This window comes from Paraburkholderia sp. BL18I3N2, assembly GCF_003001875.1.
Classification (GTDB): domain Bacteria; phylum Pseudomonadota; class Gammaproteobacteria; order Burkholderiales; family Burkholderiaceae; genus Paraburkholderia; species Paraburkholderia phytofirmans.
In genome coordinates this window covers 73,229-98,212 of record NZ_PVNC01000021.1, presented here as the reverse complement: position 1 = coordinate 98,212, position 24,984 = coordinate 73,229, and the positions used below count along the sequence as shown (strand labels likewise).

The 24,984-nt window shown below is 62.8% G+C and carries 24 protein-coding genes; 10 read left to right on the top strand and 14 right to left on the bottom strand.

Going from position 1 to position 24,984, the window contains the following annotated elements:
- Positions 1–707: 707 nt before the first annotated feature.
- Genes kynA through kynB form a run of 3 tightly spaced genes read right to left on the bottom strand, consistent with a single transcriptional unit; the run spans position 708 to position 3,568 of the window.
- The gene (gene kynA, locus B0G75_RS34150; RefSeq protein ID WP_106314232.1) at positions 708–1,640 is read right to left on the bottom strand and encodes a tryptophan 2,3-dioxygenase; all 933 of its coding nucleotides are present in this window, start codon (positions 1,638–1,640) and stop codon (positions 708–710) included.
- Positions 1,641–1,650: 10 nt separating this feature from the next.
- Complete coding sequence (kynU, locus tag B0G75_RS34145; RefSeq protein WP_106314231.1) at positions 1,651–2,901, bottom strand: kynureninase; 1,251 nt, start codon at positions 2,899–2,901, stop codon at positions 1,651–1,653.
- A 28-nt stretch (positions 2,902–2,929) separates the two neighbouring features.
- Positions 2,930–3,568, bottom strand: a complete 639-nt coding sequence (kynB, locus tag B0G75_RS34140) for an arylformamidase (protein ID WP_106314230.1) — start codon at positions 3,566–3,568, stop codon at positions 2,930–2,932.
- A gap of 130 nt (positions 3,569–3,698) precedes the next feature.
- Here kynB and B0G75_RS34135 point away from each other — a divergent pair, with 130 nt between their 5' ends.
- Complete coding sequence (locus B0G75_RS34135; protein WP_012434188.1) at positions 3,699–4,214, top strand: Lrp/AsnC family transcriptional regulator; 516 nt, start codon at positions 3,699–3,701, stop codon at positions 4,212–4,214.
- Positions 4,215–4,232: 18 nt separating this feature from the next.
- Here the strand turns inward: B0G75_RS34135 and B0G75_RS34130 are convergent, their stop codons facing one another.
- Complete coding sequence (locus B0G75_RS34130; protein ID WP_106314229.1) at positions 4,233–4,742, bottom strand: flavin reductase family protein; 510 nt, start codon at positions 4,740–4,742, stop codon at positions 4,233–4,235.
- 257 nt (positions 4,743–4,999) lie between these two features.
- On the opposite strand from B0G75_RS34130, the gene msrA reads away from it, so the two are divergent.
- Complete coding sequence (gene msrA, locus B0G75_RS34125; RefSeq protein WP_106314257.1) at positions 5,000–5,548, top strand: peptide-methionine (S)-S-oxide reductase MsrA; 549 nt, start codon at positions 5,000–5,002, stop codon at positions 5,546–5,548.
- Positions 5,549–5,575: 27 nt separating this feature from the next.
- Here msrA and B0G75_RS34120 read toward each other — a convergent pair whose 3' ends face one another.
- From B0G75_RS34120 to pdxH, 3 genes are all read right to left on the bottom strand, one after another.
- Positions 5,576–7,069 carry a DUF72 domain-containing protein gene (locus tag B0G75_RS34120; protein WP_106314228.1) on the bottom strand — a complete coding sequence of 498 codons (1,494 nt, stop codon included), beginning with the start codon at positions 7,067–7,069 and terminating at the stop codon, positions 5,576–5,578.
- A gap of 72 nt (positions 7,070–7,141) precedes the next feature.
- On the bottom strand, positions 7,142–8,356 hold the full coding sequence (locus B0G75_RS34115) for a cyclopropane-fatty-acyl-phospholipid synthase family protein (protein ID WP_106314227.1): 1,215 nt from the start codon (positions 8,354–8,356) through the stop codon (positions 7,142–7,144).
- A gap of 141 nt (positions 8,357–8,497) precedes the next feature.
- Entirely contained in the window at positions 8,498–9,139 is a 642-nt protein-coding gene (pdxH, locus tag B0G75_RS34110) for a pyridoxamine 5'-phosphate oxidase (RefSeq protein ID WP_106314226.1), read from the bottom strand.
- Between the two features lie 227 nt (positions 9,140–9,366).
- On the opposite strand from pdxH, the gene tcdA reads away from it, so the two are divergent.
- Positions 9,367–10,224, top strand: a complete 858-nt coding sequence (gene tcdA, locus B0G75_RS34105) for a tRNA cyclic N6-threonylcarbamoyladenosine(37) synthase TcdA (protein ID WP_106314225.1) — start codon at positions 9,367–9,369, stop codon at positions 10,222–10,224.
- A gap of 83 nt (positions 10,225–10,307) precedes the next feature.
- Here the strand turns inward: tcdA and trxA are convergent, their stop codons facing one another.
- Together trxA and B0G75_RS34095 are read right to left on the bottom strand one after the other, a co-directional pair.
- Positions 10,308–11,156, bottom strand: coding sequence for a thioredoxin (gene trxA / locus B0G75_RS34100; protein ID WP_106314224.1), 849 nt, complete (start codon positions 11,154–11,156; stop codon positions 10,308–10,310).
- A gap of 145 nt (positions 11,157–11,301) precedes the next feature.
- Positions 11,302–12,177, bottom strand: coding sequence for a pirin family protein (locus B0G75_RS34095; protein WP_106314223.1), 876 nt, complete (start codon positions 12,175–12,177; stop codon positions 11,302–11,304).
- 179 nt (positions 12,178–12,356) lie between these two features.
- Between B0G75_RS34095 and B0G75_RS34090 the strand changes: the two genes are divergently transcribed.
- Complete coding sequence (locus B0G75_RS34090) at positions 12,357–13,238, top strand: EamA family transporter (RefSeq protein WP_106314222.1); 882 nt, start codon at positions 12,357–12,359, stop codon at positions 13,236–13,238.
- An 86-nt stretch (positions 13,239–13,324) separates the two neighbouring features.
- On the opposite strand, the gene B0G75_RS34085 is transcribed toward B0G75_RS34090, so the two are convergent.
- Together B0G75_RS34085 and tsaE are read right to left on the bottom strand one after the other, a co-directional pair.
- Positions 13,325–14,905: an N-acetylmuramoyl-L-alanine amidase gene (locus B0G75_RS34085; RefSeq protein WP_106314221.1), complete on the bottom strand. Its 1,581-nt coding sequence runs from the start codon at positions 14,903–14,905 to the stop codon at positions 13,325–13,327.
- Positions 14,887–15,471, bottom strand: a complete 585-nt coding sequence (tsaE, locus tag B0G75_RS34080; RefSeq protein ID WP_106314220.1) for a tRNA (adenosine(37)-N6)-threonylcarbamoyltransferase complex ATPase subunit type 1 TsaE — start codon at positions 15,469–15,471, stop codon at positions 14,887–14,889. The genes B0G75_RS34085 and tsaE overlap by 19 nt, the downstream gene beginning before the upstream one ends.
- A 17-nt stretch (positions 15,472–15,488) precedes the next feature.
- Between tsaE and queG the strand changes: the two genes are divergently transcribed.
- From queG to xerD, 3 genes are all read left to right on the top strand, one after another.
- Positions 15,489–16,727 (top strand): tRNA epoxyqueuosine(34) reductase QueG, encoded by a 1,239-nt coding sequence (queG, locus tag B0G75_RS34075; protein WP_106314219.1) that lies wholly within the window; start codon positions 15,489–15,491, stop codon positions 16,725–16,727.
- A gap of 107 nt (positions 16,728–16,834) precedes the next feature.
- Positions 16,835–17,305 carry a methylated-DNA--[protein]-cysteine S-methyltransferase gene (locus tag B0G75_RS34070; RefSeq protein WP_106314218.1) on the top strand — a complete coding sequence of 157 codons (471 nt, stop codon included), beginning with the start codon at positions 16,835–16,837 and terminating at the stop codon, positions 17,303–17,305.
- A complete protein-coding gene (gene xerD, locus B0G75_RS34065; protein WP_106314217.1) occupies positions 17,302–18,237 on the top strand; it encodes a site-specific tyrosine recombinase XerD in 936 nt (311 codons plus the stop codon). The genes B0G75_RS34070 and xerD overlap by 4 nt, the downstream gene beginning before the upstream one ends.
- Before the next feature lie 31 nt (positions 18,238–18,268).
- On the opposite strand, the gene B0G75_RS34060 is transcribed toward xerD, so the two are convergent.
- Positions 18,269–19,831: a class I adenylate-forming enzyme family protein gene (locus tag B0G75_RS34060; RefSeq protein WP_106314216.1), complete on the bottom strand. Its 1,563-nt coding sequence runs from the start codon at positions 19,829–19,831 to the stop codon at positions 18,269–18,271.
- Positions 19,832–20,075: 244 nt separating this feature from the next.
- Between B0G75_RS34060 and ybaK the strand changes: the two genes are divergently transcribed.
- On the top strand, positions 20,076–20,567 hold the full coding sequence (gene ybaK, locus B0G75_RS34055) for a Cys-tRNA(Pro) deacylase (RefSeq protein ID WP_106314215.1): 492 nt from the start codon (positions 20,076–20,078) through the stop codon (positions 20,565–20,567).
- 125 nt (positions 20,568–20,692) lie between these two features.
- Positions 20,693–21,337, top strand: coding sequence for a glycerol-3-phosphate 1-O-acyltransferase PlsY (gene plsY, locus B0G75_RS34050; RefSeq protein WP_106314214.1), 645 nt, complete (start codon positions 20,693–20,695; stop codon positions 21,335–21,337).
- Positions 21,338–21,717: 380 nt separating this feature from the next.
- Here plsY and B0G75_RS34045 read toward each other — a convergent pair whose 3' ends face one another.
- Positions 21,718–22,203 (bottom strand): YajQ family cyclic di-GMP-binding protein, encoded by a 486-nt coding sequence (locus B0G75_RS34045; RefSeq protein WP_012434170.1) that lies wholly within the window; start codon positions 22,201–22,203, stop codon positions 21,718–21,720.
- Between the two features lie 209 nt (positions 22,204–22,412).
- Here B0G75_RS34045 and murB point away from each other — a divergent pair, with 209 nt between their 5' ends.
- Complete coding sequence (gene murB, locus B0G75_RS34040; protein ID WP_106314213.1) at positions 22,413–23,453, top strand: UDP-N-acetylmuramate dehydrogenase; 1,041 nt, start codon at positions 22,413–22,415, stop codon at positions 23,451–23,453.
- A 247-nt stretch (positions 23,454–23,700) separates the two neighbouring features.
- Here the strand turns inward: murB and B0G75_RS34035 are convergent, their stop codons facing one another.
- Positions 23,701–24,927 carry an argininosuccinate synthase gene (locus B0G75_RS34035; RefSeq protein WP_106314212.1) on the bottom strand — a complete coding sequence of 409 codons (1,227 nt, stop codon included), beginning with the start codon at positions 24,925–24,927 and terminating at the stop codon, positions 23,701–23,703.
- Positions 24,928–24,984: the final 57 nt, after the last annotated feature.

Sequence of the window (24,984 nt, the reverse complement as noted above, 5' to 3'; positions counted from 1 at the left end):
GCAAGAGAAAGCGGCTCAAACCGCTAATTCTTAAACGGGTCCCCCCGCGCAGCCGCGGTAGTGGTGCATCTGGAATTTGTGCTCTCGCGCATTCGGCGCCTGTGACAAAGCACTCATTCTTCCCGCCTCGCGCTGCGCGCTCGCCGGAACGGTCTGCCTGAAACCGGTGGTTGTGTTGGGGCGTCGTGGGCCGTCGGCTTTGCCTCGGCAACGTCACAATGGCGGTCGTTTTTCTAGAGGCTCCGGCACTGGACCGATCTCGCGTCGCTGCACGAGAGACTCGCCAGTGCGTGGATTTTGAATACCATGGCCTTCTGACGCGAAGGTGCCCGCAAAACCGGAAGCCATTAACGGCATCCCGCCGAGGCGAAGCCGACGGCCCCCACCGCGCACAAACGCAACCGATGCTTTCAAGCGGACCGTTCCGGCGAGCGCGGAGCGCGAGGCGGGAAGAAATGAGTGCTTTGTCACTCACGCGGAGTGTGCGAGAACACAGATTCCAGATGCACCACTACCGCGACTGCGCGAGGTGCCCGCTTAAGAATTAGCGGTGTGAGCCGCTTTCTCTTGCCTACTTCTCTTTGCGGCGGCAAAGAGAAGTAGGTGCCGCCCCGCACAGGGGCAACGCTAATAGACCACAAACAAATCAAGAAAAGGCCAAAACGTCAGGATCCCAGACAATAGAGTCCGCCAGGAAAAACCCCGAACTACAACATAGTCCGAACATGCCAAAGCTCCGGAAACAAAACCACATCCAACATCTTCCGCAAGTAAGTGGCCCCACTAGTGCCCCCAGTCCCTTGCTTAAACCCGATAATCCTCTCAACAGTAGTCACATGCCTAAACCTCCACTGCCGAAAAGCATCCTCAAGATCAACAAGCTCCTCAGCCATCTCATAGAGCTCCCAATGCTGGGAAGGATTCCGATAAACCTCCAACCAGGCCGCTTCAACAGAAGCATCATGCACAGTAGGCTGAGTCCAATCCCTCTCCAACCTGGAGGCCGAAATCGCAAACCCGCGCCGAGCGAGTAACCGAACAACTTCATCATAGAAGGAGGGCGCTTCCAACGAAGCCTTAACCTCAGCCAACACATCAGCCCGATGCGCATGCGGCTTCAGCATCTGCTCATTCTTATTGCCTAGCAAAAACTCAATCTGCCGATACTGATAAGACTGAAACCCGGAAGAACTTCCCAAATAAGGCCGCATAGCCGTGTACTCAGACGGCGTCATAGTCGCAAGAACACTCCAGGCCTGCACAAGCTGCTCCATAATCCGCGACACGCGCGCGAGCATCTTGAAAGCCGGTGGCAATTCATCCCGATGCACGGCCTGCAGCGCCGCTCGCAACTCGTACAACGCGAGCTTCATCCACAACTCGCTAGTCTGATGCTGAATAATGAACAGCATCTCGTTGTGATCCGGCGACAACGGATGCTGCGCATCCAACACCGTCCCTAGCGACAGATAATCGCCATAACTCATCGACTCAGAAAAATCGAGCTGCGCATCATGCCAGCCATCGCCCGAATCGGCGGCCGGGGTAGCCACATTAGACGCAACAGCCCCATGCCCGAACGGACATCCCTGCGCAGGCTTTTCTTCCGGCAGCCCCGGTGTTTGCATGTGATCGGTCATCGCGCGCTCCTCAGGTCACTGCGCCGCGTGCGGCGAATTCAGGTGCCCGCCAGGTTTCCTTCACGAGCACCTCGCGCAACGTTTCCACCGCATCCCATACATCGACAAAACGCGTATACAGCGGCGTAAAACCGAACCGCAACACATGCGGCTCACGATAATCACCGATCACCCCGCGCGCAATCAGCGCCTGCATCACCTCATACCCATGCGGATGCTCGAAGCTCGCATGCGACCCACGCCGCGCATGCTCACGCGGGGTGACGAGCGTCAACGGAAATTCACTGCAACGCGCTTCGACCAGTTCGATGAACAGATCAGTCAACGCCAGCGACTTCTTGCGCACCGCCTGCATGTCGGTTTGCAAAAACACATCAAGCCCGCACTCGACGAGCGACATCGACACCATCGGCTGCGTGCCGCACAAAAAGCGGCCGATGCCGTCGTCTGGCTGATACGCCGGATCCATCTTGAACGGCGCGCGATGTCCCCACCAGCCCGACAGCGGCTGCGCGAATTCGTTTTGATGACGCTTAGGTACCCAAACGAACGCAGGCGAACCCGGCCCGCCATTCAGATACTTATACGTGCAGCCCACCGCATAGTCCGCGCCGACGCCGTTCAGATCGACCGGCACCGCGCCCGCCGAATGCGCCAGATCCCACAGCGCGAGCGCGCCTTTGTCGTGGATCAGCTTGGTGAGCGCAGCCATGTCGTGCATGTAGCCGGTGCGGTAGTTCACGTGCGTGATCATCGCGATGGCTGTGTCGTCGCCGAGCGCGGCGGGGAGTTCGGACGGATCGTCGACGAGGCGCAGTTCATACCCGCGGTCGAGCTGCTCGATCAAACCTTGCGCGATGTACAGGTCCGTCGGGAAATTCGAACGCTCGGAAACGATCACGCGACGCTTCGGGTCCCGCGCATTCGCGACCCGCACGGCCGCCGACAGCAGCTTGAACAGATTGATCGAAATCGTATCGGTGACGACCACTTCGTTTTCCGCCGCGCCGATCAGCGGTGCGAGCTTGTTGCCGAGGCGGCGCGGCAGATCGAACCAGCCCGCGGTGTTCCAGCTACGAATCAGGCCTTCGCCCCATTCGGCGCCGATCACGGTCTGTGCACGCTGCGCGGCGGCCGCGGGCGGCACGCCCAGCGAATTGCCGTCGAGATAGATGGTGGTCGACGACAGCGCGAACTGGTCGCGCAACGTCGCGAGAGGATCGGCGCTGTCGAGCGCCAGTGCTTCGTCACGGTGGTTCATGGTGATTCCGTCAGTCAGATGGAGATGTTCATTGCGATTCCGGCAGCGCGCGCAGGATCGCGCGCACCGGGCTTGCGTCGAGTGTGGTCAGCTTGAGCGGCAGCGCGATCAGTTCGTAGTCGCCGGGCGCGACGTCGTCGAGCACGATGCCTTCGAGAATCGCCATACGATGCGTGCGGATCCGGTGGTGCGCGTCCATCGTCTTCGATTCCTGCGGGTCGAGCGACGGCGTGTCGATGCCGATCAGCTTCACGCCGCGCGCCGCCAGCAGGTCGATGGTCTCCGGCGCAACAGCGCAGAACGCGCTGTCCCACGCGGCGGTCGGCGCGTTTCTGTAAGTGCGCAGTAAGACTCGCGGCGGCAGGTCGTCGAGCGAGCCGGTCAGGTGTTGTGGCGTCACAACAGGCGATGCGCCGATGCAATGAATCACGCGGCATCGGCCGAGGTACGCGTCGAGCGGTACTTCGCCGATGGCGGCACCTTCGGCGTCATAGTGCAGCGGGGCATCGGTGTGCGCGCCGGTGTGCGGCGACAGCGTCAGCCGCGCGACGTTGACGGGCGAGCCCGCCTCCATGCGCCACACGCGCTCGATGCCCACCGGCGTGTCGCCAGGCCAGACGGGCGTGGCCGTATCGACGGCGGGGGTGATGTCCCAAAGTGTTGGCATAGTCGCATCGGCGGTTTGTGTCTATCCGGGAATGATAGGTGGCTTGCCGCGAAATGTGATTGCGAAAAAATCTCCTTCTGCGCCGTGTCTTGGAACATAATTTGATTCAAACGGGAAAGGGAGACCGAATATGAACGCGATCTCGCTCGACGCCACCGATTGCCGTATCTTGACGGTGCTTCAGCAAGAAGGACGGATCAGCAATCTCGACCTCGCGGAGCGCATTTCGCTCTCGCCATCAGCCTGTCTACGGCGCCTGCGCCTGCTCGAAGAGCAGGGCGTCATCGAACACTACCGCGCGTGTCTGAATCGAGAAGTGCTAGGTTTCGAACTGGAAGCGTTCGTGCAGGTGTCCATGCGCAACGACCAGGAGAACTGGCACGAACGCTTCGCGGAAGCGGTGCGCGACTGGCCGGAAGTGGTCGGCGCGTTCGTCGTGACCGGCGAGACGCACTATCTGCTGCGAGTCCTCGCGCACAATCTCAAACATTATTCGGATTTCGTGCTGCAGCGTCTCTACAAGGCGCCGGGCGTGATGGATATTCGTTCGAATATCGTGCTGCAGACGCTCAAGGAAGATTCGGGCGTGCCGGTTTCGCTGGTGAAGAAAACCGGTGGGCATAGCGCCGCGCATAACGATCGCTGAGTGGGCACGGCGGCGCGTTCAAAGCGCGTCGAGTCGGTGAAACAAGCCGTTCTGAAACACCAGCGGTGACATCTTCGCGGCATTCTCGTGCACGCCGCAACGCTCCACTTCGCCGACAAAAATCACGTGGTCGCCTTCTTCGTAGCGGCTGCGGTTATGGCATTCGAACCAGGCGAGCGCGCCGTCGAGCACCGGCATGCCGGTGTCGCCTTCCGCGTGCGACACGCCTTCGAAGCGATCGCCTTTCACGGTGGCAAAGCGCTTGCACAAATCGAGCTGTGACGAAGCCAGCACATTGACCACGTAGTGACTGTTGGCGCGAAACACCGGCATCGACGCCGAACGCGTGGCCAAACTCCACAGCACGAGCGGCGGATTGAGCGAAACCGAATTAAATGAGCTGGCCGTGATGCCGATCAACTGGCCGGACGCCGCGCGCGTTGTAATAACGGTGACGCCGGTGGCAAATTGGCTGAGCGCCTGTTTGAAGGCGTTCTGGTCGAAGTTGGGCGGGCTGGCGTGCTTCATCGGGGGCCAGTCCCTGGCGCAAACCGGGGGAGCGCCGGGCTGAACCCATCTCGCGTGCCGCTGGAAACAAATGATTCGAAAGTCATAGTGAAAATCGTCGATTTGCCCCAATTTTAACTGCAATCGCGGCGGATCGGCCGCGACCCCAGCCGGTGAATGAAAAAGCCGCTAAGCTGGAAGGCTCGGATGGTGGCATGAGCGTTGCGGCGAACCGTGGACCGGCATCGGCCGACTATGTGTTTGAAGGAGCGAGCAGCATGAGTCAGACAGGCGAAGTCGCCACCCTGGGTGGCGGGTGTTTCTGGTGCCTCGAAGCGGTGTACCTGGGCGTCGACGGCGTGAACGCGGTGGAGTCGGGCTACGCGGGCGGCCAGACCCAACGTCCGACCTACGAGCAGGTGTGCGACGGCGAAACCGGCCATGCCGAGGTCGTGAAAATCGATTTCGATCCGACGAATATCAACTATCGCGAGATTCTCGATATCTTCTTCGCGATCCACGATCCGACGCAGTTGAACCGGCAGGGCAACGACGTCGGCACGCAATACCGCTCGGTGGTGTTCACGCATTCCGACACGCAGCGGGAAACGGCGCTGCAGGCAATTCGCGAGATCGGTGAACAACGTATTTACGACGGCCAGATCGTCACGCAAGTGCTACCGCTCGACGGCAATTACTGGCCCGCCGAGGCTTATCACCAGAACTATTTTGCGCGGCACCCGAATCAGGGCTACTGCCTGTTCGTGGTGGCGCCGAAGGTGGCGAAGTTTCGTCAGAAGTTTGCTCACCGGGTCAGGGCGAGCTAACGGCATGGGCGGCGGCTTGCGCGTGGCTCAGGCGTCGGAGCCGGGTGGCTGCTCGTCCTCTTCAGACGGCGCAGGTGCGTGATCGTCGTGCTCGTGCTCGTGCTCGTGCTCATGCTCATGCTCATGAGCGAGCCGTGCATACGCGTCGATGATCGCCCGCGCCAGTTCCACACAACTCAGTGGCGCCGAGCCTTCCGCTTTATTGTTGATAGCGATCACCACCGGCTGGCCGGCCAGCGCATAGCGCGCGGCCAGTTCGGCGAGTGACGCGCGGGTCGCCGGGTCCTCATCGACCAACTGGTTGAACGGTTCGTACTTGGCCTTTGCCTGTTCGTATTTGAAGCCGCCGTGCAGGCTCCAGCGCACGATCAACGGCCCGGCCGGTTCACCGTCCAGTAACGCAAGCGCCGCGGCCTGGCGCAACGGATCGGGCATGCGCGCGTGAATCCCGACGCAATAGCGCACGCCCGCCGTTTTGAGCGTACGGATGAAGCGCGGCGTAAGCAGACTCCCATCACGGATTTCGATCGCATAGCAGGCGCTGTCCGGCAGCTTCGGCAAGGCCATCAGAAATTCGGCCAGCCGTTCGATGAACACCGCCGGCTGGGCGAGCATCTGATCCGGCAGCGGCGAAAGCTGGAACACGAGCGCGCCGGCTTTGGCGCCCAGCCCTTCGAGACAAGGCGTGACGAAATCGTCGATCGCCATTTGCGCGTTCAGAAAGCACGGATTCATCGAGACCGGCTCGCCGCGTTCGGCGCGTACGGTGGCGTCGGTGATCGTCATCGGGGCTTTCACGATGAAGCGGAAATGCTCGGGCACTTGCTGCGCGTAACGCAAATACTCGGTGACCGTGAGCGCCTGATAAAACGACCGGTCGATGCTGACCGTCTTAAGCAGCGGATGCGCGCCATAGGCCGTGAGGCCTTCGCGCGACAGTTTGCTGTTGCTGTACTCGTCGCCATAGACGATGCCGTTCCAGCCCGGAAACGACCATGTCGAAGTGCCGAGGTGGATTTGCGGCGGTAGTTGCGCCGCAAGCGCGAGGAGTTCGGGCGAGGGCGGGGCGGCGACGATTTCGCGAGCGCGGCGTTTTTTGGGGGCGTCGGCGGGGGCGGGCGCGGTAATGGCTCCGGGCACGGGGACGGCGTTGGCTGGCGCCGCGGCATCGTCCTCCTGCCACAAAGAGCCGGCGCCTGGGGCCTTTGTCGCGCGCGGCTGACGCCGGCGCTCGGGCTGCGTCGCGGCGGCGGGTGCCGCGGATGCGTTAGCTGGCGCGGTTGCCTGCTCAACGGTCTGCTGATTCTGCTGAGCGGCGTCAGCATCTGCCCCAGCGGCTACGGCGGCCGCAGCAGTGCCAGTGGCCCCGCTCGTCCCGCGCGATAACTTCACCGCGCCATCGCGCATTGCCGTCGCCGCGTCCACCGGCATCCCGAACAGATCGAACTGCACGGCTTCGCCATCGGCGCCAGCTTCGCTCTCGACCGGCTGTTCAACTTCGCTTGTCCCGCTTGGGTCCATCGGTGTTCGACCTGCTGTTCAAGGGTTTGCGCCACGTCGCCCGTTCATGCACGGCGCCGCGGCGCAACCGTATCACAGCGGCTTGTCGTACATGAAGCGGCGCGACCACGGCAGGGTTTTCGCGCTGCGGCCGGCTTTGCGGCAGACCACCTGGTAGATCGAGACGTCGTCGTTTTCGAAAGCGTAGGCGCAACCGGCGAGGTACACGCGCCAGATGCGGAATTTCTCGTCGTCGACGAGCTTGCGGGCTTCCTCCGCATGCGCTTCGAAATTCTCCGCCCAGATGTCCAGCGTGTGCGCATAGTGACGGCGCAGGCTTTCGACGTCAACCGCTTCGAGCCCGCCGCGCTGCATCGATTCGAGCGCGAGGCTGATATGCGGCAGCTCGCCGTCCGGAAACACGTAGCGGTCGATGAATTCGCCGCCTCCGAGCGCAGTCTCGCCGCTGTCCGAATCGCTCGACGTAATGCCGTGATTCATGGCGATGCCGTCGTCGACCAGCAGATCGCGGATTTTCTCGAAGTAGCCCGGCAGATTTTTGCGGCCCACGTGCTCGAACATGCCGACGCTCGTGATGCGATCGAATTGCCCTTCGACGTCGCGATAATCCTGCAGACGAATCTCGATCCGGTCTTCCAGACCCGCCGCTTTCACGCGGGCGGTGGCGAGGTCGAACTGGTTCTGCGAGAGCGTCACGCCCACGCACTGCGCGCCGAACTTCTGCGCCGCGCGCAGAACGAGCGCGCCCCAGCCGCAGCCGATATCGAGCAGGCGCTGCCCCGGTTGCAACTGGATCTTGGTGAGGATGTGGTCGATCTTCTTGATCTGCGCGGTAGGAAGATCTTCGTCGCCGTTCTCGAAGTACGCGCACGAGTACACCATGTTCTCGTCGAGCCACAGCTTGTAGAACTCGTTCGAGACGTCGTAGTGATACTGGATCGCCTTCTTGTCCGAGGCTTTCGAATGATTGAAGTAGCGCCGCACGCGCGCCAGCTTGCCTGCGCTGTTGACGGTATTGCGCGCCAGCTGGTAGCCGATATTGATGATGTCCGACAGCTTGCCTTCAATGTCGATCTTGCCCTTCACGTACGCCTCGCCGAGATTGTCGAGGCTCGGTTCGAGCAGATAGGGCAGCGCCGTGGCGCTTTTGACATGTAGCGTGACCTGGGGCGCCGCGAACTGCCCGAAGTCATGTTGCTGACCGTCCCACAGCACGAGGCGTGCGGGAACGTTAGCCCTGGTTTTTACCTCTTCCACCCACTGCGCCAGCTTCTTCTCCCAGAACATGTGATCTCTCCGTGTCCGTTGAATTAGAGCAAAGCCTGTGTGGATCGCAGCTCCGTGCGGCGCGACTCCCATGCCGCGAGTTGCCATCCGGCCGCCGCGCGCTGCTGCGTTGGCAACGCGGTTGCGGCGTTGTATTTCGATTCAAGGCGATAGGCGGGAGATTTGCCAGTCGCTGTGTTCGTCTGAGCGCGTGTAGAGCAAGCGGTCGTGAAGGCGTGACGGGCGGCCCTGCCAGAATTCGATTGCTTCGGGCACCAAACGATAACCGCCCCAGTGTGGTGGGCGCGGTGGCTGGTCGCCGTATTGCAAGCTGATTTCGCGTTCGCGTGTTTCGAGCTGCGAGCGGCTTTCAATTAGCTGACTCTGATTCGAGGCCCATGCACCGATGCGTGAACCGAGCGGGCGCGATGCGAAATACGCGTCGCTTTCTTCCGCGCTGGTTTTGACGACGCGGCCTTCCACACGCACCTGGCGTTCGAGTTCGATCCAGTAGAAAAGCAGGCTGGCGTAGGGATTCGCGGCCAGTTCGCGGCCTTTACGGCTTTCGTAATTGGTGAAGAACACGAAGCCCCGCTCGTCGACGCCCTTAATCAGGACGATACGCGCCGACGGCCGGCCACGCGAGTCGACCGTGGCCAGCGTCATGGTATTCGGTTCGGGCAATTTGGCGTCGATCGCCTGTTGAAACCACGTATCGAATTGACGAAACGGGTTACGGTCGATATCGGCAACGTCCAAAGAACCCAGCGAATAGTTTTTTCGAAGTTCGGCGAGTGAGGTCATGTTCTTATGCGAACGCTACAGTTCAATCAGTATAGCCAAGCCGCTGCTTTTTTGCCTGCAACCACATCAAGGTCCCGCACGGTGCGGTCATGCGTGCCGGCGTATGTGGCTCTCGGTGCCGAGTTTTTTGCGGCGATGCACTTCGACGCCTTCAGGCAAAATACGAGGTTGCGTACGCCTTTGCGTCGCCACTTCGTGTTTTTGCCTCACCACCGAGCCCTGCCATCATGTCCAGCACCACCGCGCAAACCGATCTTACTACCAGCCTCGACGGGAAAGAAACCGCTGACCGTGAGCGGCGCTTCGGCGGCATCGCGCGTTTGTACGGCGCGCCGGCGCTTGCCGCGTTCGAAGGCGCGCACGTCGCGGTAATCGGTATCGGCGGCGTGGGGTCGTGGGTGGCCGAGGCGCTGGCGCGCAGCGCGGTCGGCACGCTGACGCTGATCGATCTCGACAACGTCGCCGAGAGCAACACTAACCGGCAGATCCACGCGCTCGACGGCAACTACGGAAAACCGAAGGTCGAAGCCATGGCCGAACGCATCGCGGCGATCAATCCATTTTGCGACGTGCGCCTGATCGAGGACTTCGTCGAGCCGGATAACTTCGAGTCGACGCTCGGCGGCGGCTTCGACTACGTGATCGATGCGATCGACAGCGTGCGCACCAAGACCGCGTTGATCGCATGGTGCGTGGAGAAGAAGCAGCCGTTGATCACGGTCGGCGGCGCAGGTGGCCAACTCGACCCGACGCGCATTCGCATCGACGATCTCGCGCTGACGATCCAGGATCCCTTACTGTCGAAAGTGCGCGGACAACTGCGCAAACAGCACGGCTTTCCGCGCGGCCCGAAGGCAAAGTTCAAGGTGAGTGCGGTGTATTCCGACGAGCCGTTGATCTACCCGGAAGCCGCCGTTTGCGATATCGACGAGGAGGCCGAGCACGTCACCACGTCGCCGGGCCATACCGGGCCGGTCGGTTTGAACTGCGCGGGATTCGGTTCGAGCGTGTGCGTGACGGCGAGCTTCGGATTTGCCGCAGCCGCGCATGTGCTGCGGGCATTGGCGAAGCAGGCGACGGCTTGAGGTGATTCGCGCCGCGACGAGTGCCGCGGCGCATTCAGGCGCGGCTGGGGCGCCGCGCTGGAATATCGAGTGATCCAGTCAGATCAGAACAACGAAGCGCTCAGCTTGCGCCGCCATTGCGACACCAGCTCCGGCTGATGCGCGGCCAGATCGAACACCGACAGCATCGTCTTACGGCCGATATCGTCGCGGAACGTGCGGTCGCGTTGCACGATCGCCAGCAAATGTTCGAGTGCTTGCGCGTATTTGCGGCGCGCGATAAACGCGCTAGCCAGATCGAAACGCGCTTCGAGATCGTCCGGGTCCGCCGCGACCTTCGCTTCCAGCGCATCAGTGGGCGGCAGATCCGCGGCGGCGTCCACGGCGTCGAGGCGTGTCTTGATCGCGTTGAAACGCGCGTCGATACCTTGCGTCGTTTTCGGCGACAGCAGATCGACTTCGTTGCGCGCTTCGTCGAGACGATTGTCTTCGAGCAGCATTTCAATGCGATCCATGCGCGCTTCGTCGAAACCCGGGTCGTAGGCGAGGGCGGCTTGCAGCGCGTCGTACGCATCTTCGCGGCGGCCTTCGGCCAGCGCGGCTTGCGCTTCGAGACGCGCGGCGTCCGCGCCTTGCGGGACGAGCCGCTCGATAAACTCGCGCAACTGTCCTTCCGGCAGCACGCCGACGAACTGATCGACGGGCCGTCCGTCGGCAAAAGCCATGACGTGCGGAATGCTGCGCACCTGGAAGTGCGCGGCCAGTTCCTGGTTCTCGTCTACGTTCACCTTCACGAGCTTCCATTTGCCGGCGGCTTCGGCTTCGAGCTTTTCCAGCATCGGGCCGAGGGTCTTGCACGGGCCGCACCAGGGCGCCCAGAAATCGACCAGCACGGGGGCCAGTGTCGACGCCGTGATGACGTCCTGTTCGAAAGTGGCCAGAGTGGTGTCCATTGCGTCCTCGTCGATAAAACGGTCTGTTGACTATTTGGGGCCGAACACCGGGGATTCAATGCTGCCCGAACCGCTTGCGCTCATTTGCGATGCTTATCCGCGTTGCTTATCTGCGTTGCTTACCTGCGGGGCTAATTTGCGTCGCTCACTTGCGCTGGGGCAGCGGAATCCATTCGGTTTCGCCCGGCACCTTGCCCATTTCCTGATTAGTCCACGCCAGCTTCGCGGCTTCGATTTTCTCACGCGAACTGGCAACGAAATTCCACTCGATGAAGCGCTCGCCATCCAGCTTTTCGCCGCCGAGCAGCATGACGCGCGCGCCGTGGGTGCTGGCCAGCGTCACCGTTTCGTCGAGCGCGAGCACCGCCATCTGGCCGACTTCGAGCGACGTGCCGTCGATCTCCAGATCGCCGTCGACGAGATAGACGCCGCGTTCCTCGTGTTCCGGTTCGAGCGCGAAGGCGCCGCCCGGCGCGAATTCGCCGGCCACATAGAGCGTGCCGGAAAACGTCGCGACCGGCGAGGTTGCGCCGAACGCCGTGCCCGCGATCACCCGCAGCGTGACGCCGTTGCGCTCGACCACCGGCAGCGTGTCGGCGGCGTGATGCGCGAACGACGGCTCGATCTCTTCGTCGTCGAGCGGCAGCGCGACCCACGTTTGAATGCCGTGCATGGTCTGGCCGCTCGCGCGGTCCTCGTCCGGCGTGCGCTCGGAGTGGACGATGCCGCGCCCGGCCGTCATCCAGTTGACGTCGCCGGGGACGATTTTTTGCATCGAGCCGAGGCTGTCGCGGTGCATGATCGCGCCTTCGAACAGATAGGTCACCGTGGCCAAACCGATATGCGGATGCGGCCGCACGTCGAGGCCCACGCCCGGTTCGAGAGTGGCCGGGCCCATGTGATCGAAGAAGATGAACGGGCCGATCAGGCGCGCCGCCATGGCCGGCAGCACGCGCCGCACGGTCAGACTGCCGACGTCGCGCAGATGCGGTTTGAGGACTGCTTTGATCGAGGAGGACATGGCAGGCTCGGTTGGAATGGTGGGCGGGGATTTTTGTTCAATGGACGATTCTACTGCGGTGAGCGTTACGACGACGGCTCGGCGACAAGTCGGCGCTCCGGGAATCCGTAGCGCGGGCCGGTGCCGGACGCTGCCGGCTCCGCTAAACTGCCGGATCGAACAATCAATTGGAGTCCGGCATGTCGCCGAGGGATTTGCTGCTCGCGATGATCGTGGTCGTCGCGTGGGGCGTCAATTTTGTCGTGATCAAGGTGGGTCTGGATGGTGTGCCGCCCATGCTGCTCGGCGCGCTGCGCTTTGCGCTCGCTGCCGTGCCTGCGGTGTTTTTCATCAAACGGCCCAATTTGCCGTGGCGCTGGCTGATCGCCTACGGCGCGACCATTTCGTTCGGCCAGTTCGCGTTCCTGTTCTCGGCCATGTATGTCGGCATGCCGGCTGGACTGGCCTCGCTGGTGTTGCAAGCGCAGGCGTTTTTCACACTGATTTTCGCCGCGATGTTCCTGCACGAGCGGTTGCGCTTGCCGAATGTGGTGGGTTTGCTGATCGCGGCGGGCGGCCTTGCCGTGATCGGCATGCAGGGCGGCCACGCCATGACGCTGGCCGGTTTCGCGCTCACCTTGTGTGCCGCGTGCTCGTGGGCGCTCGGCAACATCGTCACGAAGAAGGTCGGCCGGGTCGATCTCGTCGCGCTGGTGGTGTGGGGCAGCCTGATTCCGCCGCTGCCGTTTTTCGCGCTGTCGTACGCGCTCGAGGGTCCGCAACGGATCGTCGCGGCGCTGTCGGGCATCAGCGCGACGTCGATCTTCGCCATTGTGTATCTCGCGTTTATCGCCACGCTGATCGGCTACGGGTTGTGGAGCCGTCTGCTGTCGCGCTATCCGGCGAGCCAGGTCGCGCCGTTTTCGCTGCTGGTGCCGATTGTCGGGCTCGCGTCGGCGTCGCTGTTTCTCGACGAGCAACTGTCCGCGGCGCAGATCGCGGGCGCTTTGCTGGTAATGGCGGGGTTGGCCGTGAACGTGTTCGGCGGCTGGGCCGTGCAGCGGTTTTCACTCATGCGCTGAGCGGCCGGCTGGCCTGATCGAGGACGAAAAAACGGCCGCTTCGAGCGGCCGTTTTTCATCGCATCACTGCTTTGCGTGCGTGAGCATCAGGTCATGCGGTTCTTCGCGAGCGGTGGATTCGCCGCAAAATAACGCTTGATGCCGGTCATGATCGCATCGGCCATCTTCTCGCGGTACGCGTCGTCGTTCAGGCGGCGCTCTTCGTCCGGATTGCTGATGAAGGCGGTTTCCACGAGGATCGACGGGATGTCCGGCGCTTTCAGCACCGCGAACCCTGCCTGTTCGACCGAGCCCTTGTGCAGCTTGTTGATGCCGCCGATTTCCTTCAGCACGAAGTTGCCGTAACGCATCGAGTCGCGAATCTGCGCGGTGGTCGACATATCGAACAGCGCGCGGTTCACGGTAGCGTCGGCGGACTTGATGTTGATGCCGCCGATCTCATCCGACGAGTTCTCCTTGTTCGCCATCCAGCGCGCCGCGGCGCTCGTGGCGCCATGCTCCGACAGCGCGAACACCGACGAGCCCTTGGCGTCGGGCGTGGTGAACGCATCCGCATGGATCGACACGAACAGGTCCGCGCCGACGCGCCGTGCCTTCTGCACGCGCACGTTCAGCGGCACGAAAAAGTCGGCGTCGCGCGTCATCATGGCGCGCATGTTCGGTTGCGCGTCGATCTTCGCGCGCAGTTTCTTCGCGATGTCGAGCGCGACGTGTTTCTCGTACGTTCCTGAGCCGCCGATCGCACCCGGGTCTTCGCCGCCGTGGCCCGGATCGATCGCGACGGTCAACAGACGCACCGTATTGCTCTTGCCGGACTTGGGAGTGGTGAACGCGTAGGTGTCGTCGCTGCCGGCGTCGTCCGCGCCCAGCGTGCTGGCGCTGTTGCCCTTGTTGCGGGCGATGGCCGTGGGCGGCGCCACAGGTACAGCAGGCGTTGCCGGCTTGCCGAGGATCGGCGGAGCGGGCGTCGGCGCGACACGCACCGGCGGACGCGGCACGCTCGGTGCGGAGCCGCTGCCGCCGTTCTGCGCGTAACGCTCGAAGAACGCTTCGCTGTTGTCGGCGGTGGGCGGCGTGGTGCCGGGACCGCTCAGCGTCGCGGGCGGCGGTGCGGCGTTCTCTTCGTTGAGCGTCTGCTGCTTGCGTTCCGTCTGCGCGAGCAGATCCATCAGCGGGTCGGGCGCGACCGCGGGATAGAGGTCGAACACCAGCCGGTACTTGTACGCGCCGACCGGCGGCAGCGTGAACACCTGCGGTTTCACCGAGCCCTTCAGGTCGAACACCATGCGCACCACGTGCGGCTGATATTGCCCGACGCGCACCGACGAGATCTGCGGATCGTTCGGCGTGATCTTCGACACGAGGTCTTTCAACGCCTGGTCCAGATCGAGACCGCTCAGATCGACCACCAGCCGGTCCGGTCCCTGCAGCAACTGCTGCGCGTTCTGCAGCGGCTGATCGGATTCGATCGTGACGCGCGTATAGTCGCGCGCCGGCCAGACCCGCACGCCGAGCACCGAACTCGCCCATGCGAGACGCGGCGCGACGAGGCCGAGCACCAGCGTGGACGCACCCGCGCGCAGAATCTGCCGGCGCCGCCAGTTATGCGTTGCGGTAGCCGCCGATTCGATCGAGCGGAACGGTTTGATCAACATCTTTCGAGACATGCCTTTCCTGATTCGCTGTATGCCCGTGCGACGAGGACACGGCCGTCGCTTTCATTCTCGTTGTGGTTATCGAGGTCGAGCGAGAAGACAAGATCCGGCACGCCCAGGAGACGCCCCGCGCGCTGCGGCCATTCGACGAGACAGATCGCGCCGCTGTCGAAGTACTCGCGAAAGCCGGCGTCGGCCCATTCGGCCGGATCGGTGAATCTATACAGATCGAAGTGATAGAGCGCGAGTTCCCCAGTGGGCCGCTCGAGCACGTAAGGTTCGACGAGTGTGTAAGTGGGACTGCGCACGCGGCCGGTGTGGCCGAGGCCACGCAAGGTTGCGCGCACGAGGGTGGTTTTGCCGGCGCCGAGGTCGCCGATAAGCTGGACCTGCAGTCCGTAGAACGCCTTGTCTCCGCCCGCGCCCGGCGTGTGTTGCGCAACTTCGCGCACGCTTTCGATCGCCTGCGCGAAGCGCTCGCCGAAGGCCATGGTGGCGGCTTCGTCCGCGAGCGCGAAGGTGCGTTCGAGCAGAACGTTGGCGGGCGGTTGGATCGCGAGATCGGGATTGGCAGGCATTCTCGTAAAATGGCGTGATGAACCGAAGTCCGGAGTCCCCTGTTTCCTGCACGCCTGCGTCTAACGACGATGCGCGTGCCGAGCGTCATTTCGATGAAGCGGCGCTGAAGGCGCTCGCGCTGAACATCAAAACGTGGGGCCGTGAACTGGGTTTCGGAGCGGTCGGCATTAGCGATACCGATCTCTCCGCCGCCGAAGCGCCGCTTGCAGCCTGGCTGGAAGCGGGTTGCCACGGCGAGATGGATTATATGGCGAAACACGGCATGAAACGCGCGCGGCCCGCCGAGCTTGTGGCCGGCACGCGACGTGTGATTACGGCGCGCATCGCTTATTTGCCCGCCCAGACATTGAGCGGAAAGGCGCGCGAAAGCGCTTTGCAGGACGGCCCGCTCACGCAGGACTGGCGCGCAGCCGAGCATGCGCGGCTCACGGACCCGTCGGCGGCGGTCGTATCGATCTATGCGCGCGGTCGCGATTATCACAAGGTGATGCGTAACCGTTTGCAACATCTGGCCGAGAAAATCGAAGCCGAGATCGGCGCATTCGGCTACCGCGTATTTACCGATTCGGCGCCGGTGCTGGAAGTAGAACTTGCGCAGAAGGCCGGCATCGGCTGGCGCGGCAAGCATACGTTGTTGCTGCAACGTGACGCGGGTTCGCTGTTTTTTCTCGGCGAGATTTATGTCGATGTACCGTTGCCGACCGACGCCGACACCATGCCCGAAGTCGCGCCCGAGACGCCAGGCTCGCATTGCGGAAGTTGCGCGCGCTGTATCGGCGCGTGTCCGACTGGGGCGATCGTCGGGCCCTACAAGGTGGATGCACGCTTGTGTATTTCATATCTCACGATCGAACTGAAAGGCAGTATTCCCCTGGAATTGCGGCCGCTAATCGGCAATCGCGTGTATGGCTGCGACGATTGCCAGCTCGTGTGTCCATGGAACAAGTTCGCGCAGGCCGCGCCGGTCGCGGATTTCGACGTGCGGCATGGGCTCGATCGCGCGTCGTTGGTCGAGTTGTTCGCGTGGAGCGCGGACGAGTTCGATACGCGCATGCAAGGCAGCGCGATTCGTCGCATCGGTTACGAGAGCTGGCTGCGCAATCTCGCGGTGGGCATGGGCAACGCGCTGCGTGCGTCGCCGGACAGTTTGAGCGAGCCGGCGCGCGAGGCGATCGTGCAGGCGCTGAAAATGCGTGTTGATGACGCCTCCGCCGTCGTGCGCGAGCATGTGGAATGGGCTTTGGAAGCGGCGTAGAGTAGCGGCAAACCGGGCGGTGCGGCGCGTGCTTGGCGTGCCTGCGCCCCATGCAGGTACGCTACCTTGCAACCCTGAACGCCCGCGCCAGTGAGGAGCAGACAATCATGTTCAACGCAGTGATCGATGCGCCGTTCGGCAAGATCGGCATTCGCCTCGAAGGCGAGGCCGTGCGCGAGATCGTCTATCTGCCGGATTCGATGCAAAACGTCGCGCCCGACGCGCCGTTGGCGAGACAGGCAGCCGAGCAGATCGAACGATATTTCGAGCGCGCGTCGGCGAAGTTCGAGTTGCCGCTGGCCTCCGTCGGCACCGCGTTTCAAAAGCGCGTATGGCAGGCCATCAGCGACATTCCCCCGGGCGTCGTGCTGACCTACGGTCAACTGGCGAGGCAACTCGGCAGCGCGCCGCGCGCGGTCGGTCAGGCGTGTGGCGCCAATTATTTTCCGATCGTGATTCCGTGTCATCGGGTGGTGAGTTCGAGCGGCATCGGCGGTTTCGCGAATCACGCCGAAGAGGGTTTCTTCCGCAACATCAAGCGCTGGCTATTGGCGCATGAAGGCATTCCGTACGCATGAGCGATACATTGATCGACGACGCGGCCACCGCGTCACCTCTGTTCGTCGCCAGCTCGGCGTCGATCGATGCATTCTGCGACGCGCTGTGGCTTGAGCACGGACTGTCGCGCAACACGCTCGACGCGTACCGCCGCGATCTGCGGCTCTTTTGCGAATGGCTCGCGCAGAGCCGCAACGCCTCGCTCGACACTGCGAGTGAAGCCGATCTGAACGCTTATAGCGCGGCGCGGCAGAAAGACAAATCCACTTCGGCGAACCGCCGGCTTTCCGTATTTCGCCGCTATTACGGTTGGGCCGTTCGCGAGCATCGCACCAAGGTCGATCCGACGGTGCGCATCCGCTCGGCGAAACAGCCGCCGCGTTTTCCGTCGACGCTCAGCGAGGCGCAAGTCGAAGCGCTGCTCGGCGCGCCCGACATCGATACGTCTTTGGGCCTGCGCGATCGCACGATGCTGGAGTTGATGTACGCGAGCGGCTTGCGCGTAAGTGAACTCGTCACGTTGAAGACGGTGGAAGTCGGCCTGAACGAAGGCGTGGTGCGTGTGATGGGCAAGGGCTCGAAGGAACGCCTGATTCCGTTCGGCGAGGAAGCGCATAGCTGGATCGAGCGCTATCTGCGCGAGTCGCGGCCCGCGTTGCTCGGCGCGCGCGCGACCGACGCGCTGTTCGTGACGAACCGCGCCGAAGGCATGACGCGCCAGCAGTTCTGGAACATCATCAAGCGTCACGCCGTGGTGGCCGGTGTGCATGCGCCGCTCTCGCCGCATACCCTGCGGCATGCGTTCGCCACGCATCTGCTCAATCACGGCGCCGACCTGCGCGTCGTGCAACTGCTGCTCGGCCACACGGATATTTCGACCACGCAGATCTACACGCACGTGGCGCGGGAGCGGTTGAAGTCGCTGCATGCGCAGCATCATCCGCGAGGTTGATGCGCGCTTTGCGTGTGCGCTTGCGCTTCGTTCAGAGAAACTCGCGCAGCCGGTGCTTGAGAATCTTGCCCGTCGATGCCGCCGGCAACGCGGCGAGCACTTTGACTTCGGCAGGCCGCTTGTATGGCGCAAGACGCTCGCCGCACCAGTCGATCAGCTCGGCGGGCGTCACCGCTGCGCCCGCAAGCAACTCGACGAACGCGACCACTTCCTCGTTACCTTCCACCGCGCGTCCGATCACAGCCGACTGCACGACTTGCGGATGCGCGTTCAGCAAATGCTCGACTTCGGCCGGATACACGTTGAAACCCGAGCGAATGATCAGCTCCTTGCTGCGCCCGACGATATGCAACGCGCCGTCCGCGTCCTGCCGTGCGAGATCGCCGGTTTTGAGCCAGCCGTCTTCGGTGACGACCGCACGTGTCTGCTCCGGGCTGCGGTAGTAGCCCAGCATCACGTTGGGGCCGCGCACCCATAGCTCGCCGATGTCGCCCTGCGCGGCATCGATGCCGTCGAGTCCGACGAAACGCACCTCGACGCCCGGAATGACCTCGCCAACGGAGCAATCGCTGCGCGGCGCATCGAGCATGGTATGCGACACGGTCGGGCTGCTCTCGGTCATGCCATAGCCGTTGTGCAGCGGCAGACCGTAGACGCTTTCCACCTGCGCCTTCAAGGCGGCGTCGAGCGGCGAGCCGCCCGAATAGGCGAAACGCAATTGCGGCGCGGACCATGCGTGACCGTGTGTCTGCAGATGTTCGAGCAGTTTCGCGTGCATGGCCGGCACGCCCTGGAAAATCGACACGCGCTCTTCGGCGAGGGCGCGGCGCACGGCTTCCGGCGCGAAGCGCGGCACCAGCCGCAAGGTCGCGCCCGCATGCAGGCTGCCCAGACAGACGGACGCGAAACCGTAAACGTGCGAGATCGGCAGCACGGCATAGACGACATCGTCCGGGCCGACTTTGCGCAAACGGCTCGAGATCGCGGCGATGAACAGCAGATTACGATGCGACAGCATCACGCCCTTTGGCGCGCCGGTGGTGCCCGTGGTGTAAATCAACGCGGCGCACTGGCGCTCGCTTGCGGCTTCGACCGGCTCGGCGACGGCCGCGCTGTCCACCGTGTACGACCAGGCGCCGATGTCTGGCGTAATGACGGGTGCCCTGGCGGCGTGATGGCGCTCTGCGTGCAGCTTGGCGTCGGCCGAACTTTCCGTGGCGTAGGCGACCACGCGAGGTTGCGCGTGCACGCGGATCGAGTCGAGTTCGGCGGCGGACAGGCGCGCGTTCGAGACCAACGCCCATGCGTCCAGCCGGGCCGTAGCGAACAGCAGCACGATCTGCACGATGCTGTTTTCCGCGACGATCATCACACGATCGCCGCCGCGCACACCCCATTCGCGCAGGAGCGCGGTGGCGGCGTCGACGGCCTCCAGCAATTGCGCGCTGGTGAGGCGGCGCGCATCCTCGATCAGGGCGATGTGCTGTGGATCGCGCGCGGCGGCCAGCGCCGGAATGTCGGCGATGCGTGCGGGCAGGGCCGCCAGCAATGCGGGGATGTCGATCGTGGAACGGGTGGGCGAATCGAAGCTCAACGTTGTCTCCTTTGTCGACCGGAGTTGGCGCTTTAGCTGTCGACCGGAGTTCGCGCTTTAGCGCGTTACTCCTGTCCCATGCAAAGCACTTACTCCGGTCCCATGCAAGTTTCCAAAAAACAATACGGTGCCCAGCGTACGTCGCGCCGGTATATTTGCGAACGATCGTGCCACAACCGCTGGACCCGCACAATTAGCCGTTCGGCAAATAGCCGTTGTGCAAAGTCGCCATTACAATGCGCCGATGAGCAAATCCAGACACGTCTCCGAGACGCCGGCCACGCAGTTTCTGCGCCGCCATGGCGTCGCTTTCGGCGAACATCCTTATGATTACGTCGAGCACGGCGGCACCGGAGAATCGGCGCGCCAGCTCGGTGTGGACGAGCATCACGTCGTGAAGACGCTGGTAATGGAAGACGAGCACGCCCAGCCGCTGATCGTGCTGATGCACGGCGACCGCACCGTCAGCACCAAGAACCTCGCGCGGCAGATCGGCGCGAAGCGGGTCGAACCGTGCGAGCCCAAGGTGGCGAACCGGCATTCGGGCTATCTGATCGGCGGCACCTCGCCGTTCGGCACGAAGAAGCAGATGCCGGTCTACGTCGAGTCGAGCATTCTCGAGATGGACAAGATCTGGCTGAACGGCGGCCGGCGCGGTTTTCTGGTCAGCATCGACCCCAAGGTGCTGACGGAGTTGCTGGCGGCCAAGGCGGTGCAGTGCGCGAGCGTCGATTGACGTTTGCCTGAATGTTTTCCGGGCGCGCGGGTTCGGTAGAATGTGCGCCGCTTTATTCCGAGTTGCGCGCCCTGTTGCGGTTGGGGTATCGAGTTTCAGACCGCCGATCCTTATAAGAGTCCCAGATGCAAAACCTGATCGTTGCTGTCGTTGCCTACCTGATCGGTTCGGTGTCGTTCGCCGTGATCGTGAGCGCCGCGATGGGCCTCGACGACCCGCGCTCGTATGGCTCGGGCAACCCCGGCGCCACCAACGTGCTGCGCAGCGGCAGCAAGAAGGCCGCGATTCTCACGCTGATCGGCGACGCATTCAAGGGCTGGCTGCCGGTGTGGTTCGTCGTGCACTACGGCGCGCGTTACGGGCTGGACGAGACTTCGGTGGCGATTGCGTCGGTGGCCGTGTTTCTCGGTCACCTGTATCCGGTTTTCTTCCGCTTCAAGGGCGGCAAGGGCGTGGCGACCGCGGCAGGCGTGCTGCTCGCGATCAATCCGATTCTTGGCGTAGCGACCCTGCTGACGTGGCTGATCGTGGCGTTCTTCACGCGCTATTCGTCGCTGGCGGCATTGGCCGCTGCGGTGTTCGCGCCGATCTTCGACGGTTTTCTGTTCGGACCGCATGTGATCGCGCTGGCGATCGTCGTGATGAGTTCGCTGCTGGTGTGGCGCCATCGCGGCAATATCGCCAAGCTGATGCGCGGGCAGGAGAGCCGCATTGGCGATAAGAAAAAGGCGGATGCGGCCGCGAAGCCGGCGGGGGGGAGCGACGTTTGAACAGCGTTGCTTTGGTGCTCGGTTCCTGGGTTCCTGGGTGACTTAGTGCCTTGGCGCCTTGGTGGTGACTGCTCGGTGCACCGGTATGCGCGGCGTCGCGCAGGTGCCGCGTGGAGCATACCGGCAACCGCTACGGACAGACGCACGTGCTTGCGCGCCGGCAGTCTAGAGATTGGTGCGCCGTGCTCGGCGCTGAGTTACCCGGCGGTTGACTCTCAGGGCCCAGCACACCTGTCATGCGCGGCGGGGCGTGCGCGCGTTCCGCGGCCGCACGCGCGCACGGCTGCCTCTCTCTCAAGGGTCTCGTCATGAACCGACCCGCTCCGCCGCTCTGACCGCTCTGCTTCTTCGGGACGCCTTGGGCGTCCTGTATCAGCAACTCAATCGCGGAAGTTATTGAAGTCGAGCGGCGTGTCGGTCACATCCTTGCGCAGCATGGCGATCACGCTTTGCAGGTCATCGCGCTTGCCGCCGGTGATGCGCACCGCGTCGCCCTGAATGCTCGCCTGGACCTTGATCTTGCTGTCTTTCACGAGGCGCACGATTTTCTTCGACAGATCGCCCGACACGCCTTTCTTGATCTTGATAACCTGCTTGACCTTATCACCGCCGATCTTCTCGATCTTGCCGTGGTCGAGGAAGCGCACATCCACGTTGCGCTTGGCCATTTTCGACAGCAGCACGTCTTTGACCTGACCGAGTTTGAAATCATCGTCCGCGTAGGCCGTGATTTCGTTTTCCTTGTGCTCCACGCGCGCGTCCGACCCCTTGAAGTCGAAGCGCGTTGAAATTTCCTTGTTGGACTGCTCGATCGCGTTCTTGACTTCGATCATGTTCGCTTCGCAGACGACGTCAAACGATGGCATTTTTTTCTCCCAATAGTGCTGCGGTGCGTGACGCAACCGGACGGCTGCTCACGGGGCACTCGCTATAATCACGGACCGGACGTCATTTTACCGACGCCACTCCCTTTTGCCCAAGGCCGCCGCGCATTGTCGCCGGGCTGGGGCCCGAAGCCGGTTGCAACGGCTGCTTTATTCGTTGTTCCATTTGTCGTTTCACGGTTCTCATTCCGATGTCCCAATCCGATTCCGCCGCGTTCATCGCCGGCTTTCCGCTGAAGGCGCACAACACCTTCGGGTTCGATGTGCGCGCGCAGTTCGCGTGCCGCATCGAGCGTGAAGAGCAACTGATGGCTGCGGTGCGCGATCCGCGTGCGGCTGGCTTGCCGCGCCTCGTGCTGGGCGGTGGCAGCAATGTCGTGCTGACTGGCGATTTCGGCGGACTTGTGCTGCTGATTGCGCTGCGGGGCCGCCGCGTCGCGCGCGAGGATGATGACGCATGGTACGTCGAAGCGGCCGGCGGCGAGCCGTGGCATGAGTTCGTCGGCTGGACTTTGGCGCAAGGCCTGCCGGGTCTCGAGAACCTCGCGTTGATTCCGGGGACGGTGGGCGCGGCGCCGATTCAGAACATCGGCGCGTACGGGTTGGAGATGGTCGAGCGCTTCGCGTCGCTGCGCGCCGTGGAGCTGGCGACCGGTGAGGTCGTCGAAATGGATGCGCACGCGTGCCGCTTCGGCTATCGCGACAGTTTTTTCAAGCGGGAAGGGCGCGACCGTTTCGTGATCACGTCGGTGACGTTCCGCTTGCCTAAGGTCTGGCAGCCGCGTGCCGGCTACGCCGATCTCGCTCGCGAATTGGCCGCGAACGGCCATGCCGATACGCCGCCTACTGCGCAGGCGATCTTCGACGCGGTCGTGGCGGTGCGGCGCGCCAAGTTGCCCGACCCGTCAGAACTCGGCAATGCTGGCAGCTTCTTCAAAAATCCGGTAGTCGAGGCGACGCAGTTCGAGGCGCTGAAGACCATAGAACCGGACGTCGTGTCGTACATTCAGCCGGATGGACGGGTGAAACTTGCCGCGGGCTGGCTGATCGATCGATGCGGCTGGAAAGGTCGCGCGATGGGCGCGGCGGCCGTCCATGAGCGGCAGGCGCTGGTGCTGGTGAATCGCGGCGGCGCGAGCGGGACGGAGGTGCTGGCGCTCGCGAAAGCGATCCAGCGCGATGTGCTGGAGCGGTTTGGGGTGGAGTTGGAAGCGGAGCCGGTTTGTTTGTGATGCTCTGAATCGGCTTGTCCGGCGCGTAGGCGATAAAAAAGGCGCCGGGAGGAGACTCCCGGTGCCTTTTTGCGTTTGCGCTTCCGTTTGGGCCCGCGCTTCGCGGCGGTGACGTTCACTCACATGAACTTTAGCCTTTGCCGAATCATACGTCGTCAGCTTAGCTGGCTTGGCATTGCGGCTTCGGCCTGCACCTCGCGGCGCTTAACTTCGCTTACGCGAAGTTAGCCTCACGGAAGCCCCCAGCTTAATCGCGCTGACGGCGCGCGTTTTCCGCAATCCGCATACGCAGCGCGTTTAGCTTGATGAAGCCGCCGGCGTCGGCCTGGTTATAAGCGCCGCCGTCATCGTCGAACGTGGCAATGGTCTTGTCGAACAGCGTTTCCTTCGAATCGCGCGCGACCACCGATACGCTGCCCTTGTACAGCTTGACACGTACCCAGCCGTTGACCTTCTCTTGCGTATGGTCGATCAGCACCTGAATCGCGCGACGCTCCGGGCTCCACCAGTAGCCGTTATAAATCAGCGACGCGTAACGAGCCATCAGATCGTCTTTCAGGTGAGCCACTTCACGGTCCAGCGTAATCGATTCGATGCCGCGGTGCGCCTTCAGCATGATCGTGCCGCCCGGCGTTTCATAGCAGCCGCGCGATTTCATGCCGACGTAACGGTTTTCCACCAGATCCAGACGGCCGATGCCGTGCTTGCCGCCCAGACGGTTCAGCTCGGTGAGCATTTCCGCGGCCGACAGACGCTTGCCGTTGATCGCGACCGGATCGCCGTGCTCGTATTCGATGTCGATGTATTCAGCCTGGTCCGGCGCCTGCTCCGGCGACACCGTCCAACGCCACATATCGGCTTCGGCTTCCGCCTTCGGGTCTTCCAGATGACGGCCTTCGAACGAAATGTGCAGCAGGTTCGCGTCCATCGAATACGGCGCGCCGCCTTGCTTGTGCTTCATTTCGATCGGAATACCGGCCTTTTCCGCGTACGCGAGCAGCTTTTCGCGCGACAGCAGATCCCATTCACGCCACGGCGCGATCACCTTGATGCCCGGTTCCAGCGCGTAGTAACCGAGTTCGAAGCGAACCTGGTCGTTGCCCTTGCCGGTTGCGCCGTGCGACACCGCTTGCGCGCCGGTGGCGCGGGCGATTTCGATCTGACGCTTGGCGATCAGCGGACGCGCGATCGACGTGCCCAGCAGGTATTCGCCTTCATAGATCGTGTTGGCGCGGAACATCGGGAACACGAAGTCACGCACGAATTCTTCGCGCAGGTCTTCGATAAAGATGTTGTCCTGCTTGATGCCGAGTTGCAGGGCTTTCTTGCGCGCCGGTTCCAGCTCTTCGCCCTGGCCGATGTCGGCCGTGAACGTGACGACTTCGGCGTCGTAATTGTCCTGCAACCACTTCAGGATGACGGAGGTGTCAAGGCCGCCCGAATAGGCGAGCACGACTTTCTTGATATCGCTCATGGTGAACTCGTAGCTGGAGAAAGCGGGAAAACAAGGCGCGCCGGCGGTTCCGGAGCG